Here is a 4,405-nt window from a genome sequence, read left to right on the forward strand (position 1 = left end):
GAGCCCGAAAAGTCCATGAAAGAGACCAGCAAACCAGAAAGGGGCGTTAATGTTTCGCATGAAGTCAGTGCGTTGCGTCGGCTTCCAGATTTGCGGGTTGATCACTGAGGTTGACCAGTTTATAGCCAAAACCATGGATGGCTTTGAGCTGCAAATGGCCAGATGTGCTCACCAAATCAAGGCGCAGGCGGATGCGGCAGATGTGCACATCAAGTGTGCGCGACAAGGCTTTGTCCTCGTTCCCCCAAATCTCTTGCATCAAGCGTTTTCTTGAGATGGAACGGTTGGTTTGTTCAAACAGGTAATGCGCAAGCTTGAACTCTTTTTCCGACAAACGGACAGATTGGGCTTGCTCTGACTTGGTCCATTTAACGGTGTTGCTCTGGGTGTTGAAGGCATAACCTTGCAAAACAGGGTTCAAAGCATTGGCAGGCACCTGGCTGTTGCGGCGATGCAACACATTGATGCGTGCCAACAGCTCTTTTTCTCTTACCGGTTTGGCGCAATAGTCGTCAGCACCCGACTCAAACGCCTCGACGATGTCTTGTTCGAACTGGCGGTTGGTCAAAAAAATGATGGGGGTTGACAGGCGAGCTTGCTGGCGCAACTCATGCAGCACCTTGATGCCGCTCAGGTCGGCAACGTTCCAATCCAAAATGAACAAATCAAAGGTTTCTTGGGCCAATGACTTGAGCAAAGCGCGACCAGAGTTGTAAACCATGACCGAGTGCCCGGCGGCTGTGAGAAACCCTTCAGTGTGGGCGGCAATGTTCTCTTCGTCTTCAAGGACTGCGATGTACATGTTTTTGGGGATCTGGGTTAGAAAAAAATGAATGCTTGTGGCGGGTGTGTCCTCGCCGACCAAGCCCCTGCGGGCCATCTCAATCTGAAATGAAACTGTACGAGCGCTGCCAATCTGGCAGCGCTCGTACAGTTTGATCACAAACACATATTTAATCTATCTATTCTTGGCATGTCAAATTGTTAATTGATGTTAAATTCGGTCATTTTAGTTGTCTTATGAAAGGTGTTTTAAGCTTGAATTTACGATGTCCTTGGATCATGGGTACCAAGCTTGCCCTAAATTCGTGAAATTCAAAAAACTTACAGATCAACTGCATTCCTTGGATGCAGTTCGAAGACATTTTTTAATTTAACGTGTAGTTTTCTTTGTAAATTGAATGACCCTCTTAACATTATTTAACATTTGAGTGATTCACTTTTAAGAAAATTTGTCGTTAGTTAGTTTTTATCTAAAAATTCTCCTAAAGTATCAAAGTCATGACTTCCTACATTCTTGAGAAAAGCAACATTTCATTCAAGGCCAGCCATGGTGCAAAAGCACCAAGTCAAGCGATTGCTGAGCTGAATGGAGCCGAGGGCAAACAGGTCACGGTGGTGCTGGCCGAGCGTGGTCACAGCTACAAAATCGTTCGTTCAGACACCAAAGAACCGGTCAAGCCCCTCAAGGTGATCCGAGCGGGCAAGCATTTGCAAGTGATTTTCGAGGAGGGTGATACCTTAGATTTGCTTGACTTTTTTGAGTCTGAGCATGGCCCATCTGCGGAGTTTGTGCTGTACCTCAATGCCCCCGAGTGCCCCTACGTGGTCATCGAAACAACTTTGGATGTGCCAGCCAGTGCGGCTTCTGCGGGCAATACCTCCGAAGTGTTGTGGGCCGCCGATGGTGCCGCAGCGCGCATGTGTTTTTACATGCCACTGCCGCCAGACGTGCCGACCGCTGGTGAAGCAAGCTTGGCATTGGTTCCAAGCTTGGGCTTGATGCCTGGCATCGCCAGTTTTGCCGCCATCGGTGCCGCTGCCAGGGCAAGCGCTGCGGCTGATGATGCTGGGGGCGAGTCAAATCCCGGCAGCGGCACGGTGGTCTCAGGGCGTTTGGTGGCTGGACCCGTCGTGCAGGGCCATGACCTGCAAATGACACTCTACGACTTGGCTGGCAATGTTTTGGGCACGCAGCGTCTTGATGAGCAAGGTTTTTACGCCATCAACATCGGTTCTTACCTGGGCGGCATTGTCGCCATGGTCAGCGATGGCGGCATCAACAACGTTCTTGACTATTTCGATGAAGGCATGCGCGCCGGCAAAGACCTTGACGCCGTGCTGATGGCCGTGGAGGTGGTCAGAAGCACCAACGCGCGCGTGATTTTGAACGTCAACGAAGCCACCACCGCAGCCGCTCAATTGAGTGGGTACAACCCCAATGATGGCTCGGGCTTTGTCGGGGGGGCAGATCCCCTGGCCACCATCGAGTTGGCCAATGCCAAAGTGGCCAATGTGGTTCAAGTCACAGGCTCCTTGACGGCTGCAGATGCCCAGCCCCTCTACAACGCGGATGGATCGCTCAATGGCCAAATGAACATGCTGGGCATGTTTTTGGCATCAATGTCCGGCATGGCCTTGCTCACCCCCACGACGGGCGATGCCATTGCGGCATTTGCCATCGGCATCCAAACCAGCAGCACTGGGCCCAAGCTGAGTGATGAGGCCCAGGCCATGGTGATTTTGGGCGCTGTGCGTTCAGGTATTTCGCGTGAAGAGATCACCAATGTCTTGCAACCTGGTTCTAGCGATTCGGCGCAAAGCTTTGTCGCAAGCCCTCAAGCCATTCAAGAACTGACGCCGACCCTCGCCGCCAACCTGACAGAAGATCAAGCGACCGAGGTGCGCAATTCGGGACAAACTCTTTCTCCCGCAGTTTTGATGGTTTTGGATGCTGGTCGGATGAGCGCTTACGCCACCGCATCCGTCAAGATAGCCAACTACGCCCAAGACAATGGTGCGGCAGCTTTGACAGATGCCAGCAAAACCCCGGTGCTTGTCGATTACATGGCCTTGGGCGTTGTCGGCCTTGGAGGGGCCAACCAGCCCACGGTGGCCATGCTCAACACCGCATTGGCCGACCCTGATGTCCTTGGCATCATGGCCAGCCATCGAGTGGACGTGCAAGCCATCGTAGATGCCTATGCCGCAGTGCTCACCAGCGCCGATGGCACGGCCAACAACGGCGCTGCCCTGCCTACGCGCGCGCACTACGCCTTGCTGGGCATCAATGGGGTGGAGACACCTGCAGTTGAAAAATTGCTGGGCTTGGTCATAGACGGTAAATCAAGGGGTGACGTTGACACGGTGCCCAAAATTCAGGCGCTTGCCTTGCTTGTACAAAAAGTCTTGAACGGGAGCGCCAGCAAAGCAGAACTGGAAAGCCTGGGTATTCCCGGTGTGACCTCTGAAAATTTGGATGCCGTGCTCGCCGCCTTGGCCACAGCCACCAGTGTCAATCAAATCACTCAGGTGTTAGCGGCGCCTACACAAACGGCCACCATCACCTCGGTGCTCGATGATGTGGGGACCAAAACCGGCGCCTTGATCAGTGGTTCGGACACAGACGACACCTTGCTGCAAATCACCGGTACTTATTCCGCCGACTTGCTTGCGGGTGCCAAGGTGGTCTTGTACAGCGGCGCAACGCGATTGGGCCCAGTCACTTTAGACACTGGCAACAGAACTTGGACTTACTCCAACACCAGCCCTTTCACCAGTGGACAAGTGGTGCAGCTCAAAGCCATTGTGGAAGGTGCGACCTTGATGCAAGGCACGCCCAGCCCGGTTTTCATTGTCAACATCGACACCACAGCGCCCACGCTCAGCAGCACAGCACCCAGCACCTCGTTGACCACATTGGCGGGCAATGCGGGCAACAGCGCAGGCGAGGCCATCACGCTGACCATCACCTTTGGCGAACCGGTGCAAGGTTTGACCAGCGGCAGCAACAGCACTGTCTTCACGGTGGCTGGCACGGGCGTTGACGCCACCTGGGGCGGCACAAACGGCAGCAACACCCGCACGCTGACCTATACCGTGCAGGCCGGACAAAACGGCCAAGCTGCGATTGACGAAGCAGCGCTCAAAGCGGCCTTAGAAGCGGTCATCACTGATGTCGCAGGTAACCCCTTCAGCTACAGCGGCAATATTGCCAACATTGACAGCATCGCCTTGCCGGTCATTGACACCACCGCGCCCAGCTTGGTCATCACCGACAGCGAAGCGGGCACGGCCAACGCGCCGGTGCTGTTTAACTTCAGCTTCAGCGAAGCCGTGGCCGACTTTGAGCTGAGCAAGATCACCATCACCGGCGGCACGGCCGGCGCGCTCAACCAGACCAGCGCCACCCAGTTCAGCCTGGTGGTCACGCCCAACGCCAACAGCACCACCCCGATCACGCTCAGCGTGGCCGCAGGCAGCGTGCGCGACCTGCAGGGCAACGCCTTGGCGGGCACGGTGTCGGTCAGCCAAGCGGTCAACACCGTCTTTGATGCCAACAACCCCGCGCCGGTGGCCGACACCACCGCGCCCAGCTTGGTCATCACCGACAGCGAAGCGGGCA

Annotated in this window: 2 protein-coding genes; one reads left to right on the forward strand and one right to left on the reverse strand. The window is 54.9% G+C overall.

What is annotated here, in order from left to right; all coding sequences use genetic code 11:
- Nucleotides 1-64: 64 nt before the first annotated feature.
- Nucleotides 65-802, reverse strand: coding sequence for a response regulator transcription factor (locus ACIQ39_RS18600; protein WP_396436072.1), 738 nt, complete (start codon nucleotides 800-802; stop codon nucleotides 65-67).
- Between the two features lie 479 nt (nucleotides 803-1,281).
- Between ACIQ39_RS18600 and ACIQ39_RS18605 the strand changes: the two genes are divergently transcribed.
- The coding region (locus ACIQ39_RS18605) for an Ig-like domain-containing protein (protein WP_396436073.1) at nucleotides 1,282-4,405 on the forward strand (3,124 nt) is incomplete at its 3' end.

The organism is Limnohabitans sp. (genome assembly GCF_044361645.1).
Classification (GTDB): domain Bacteria; phylum Pseudomonadota; class Gammaproteobacteria; order Burkholderiales; family Burkholderiaceae_C; genus Limnohabitans_A.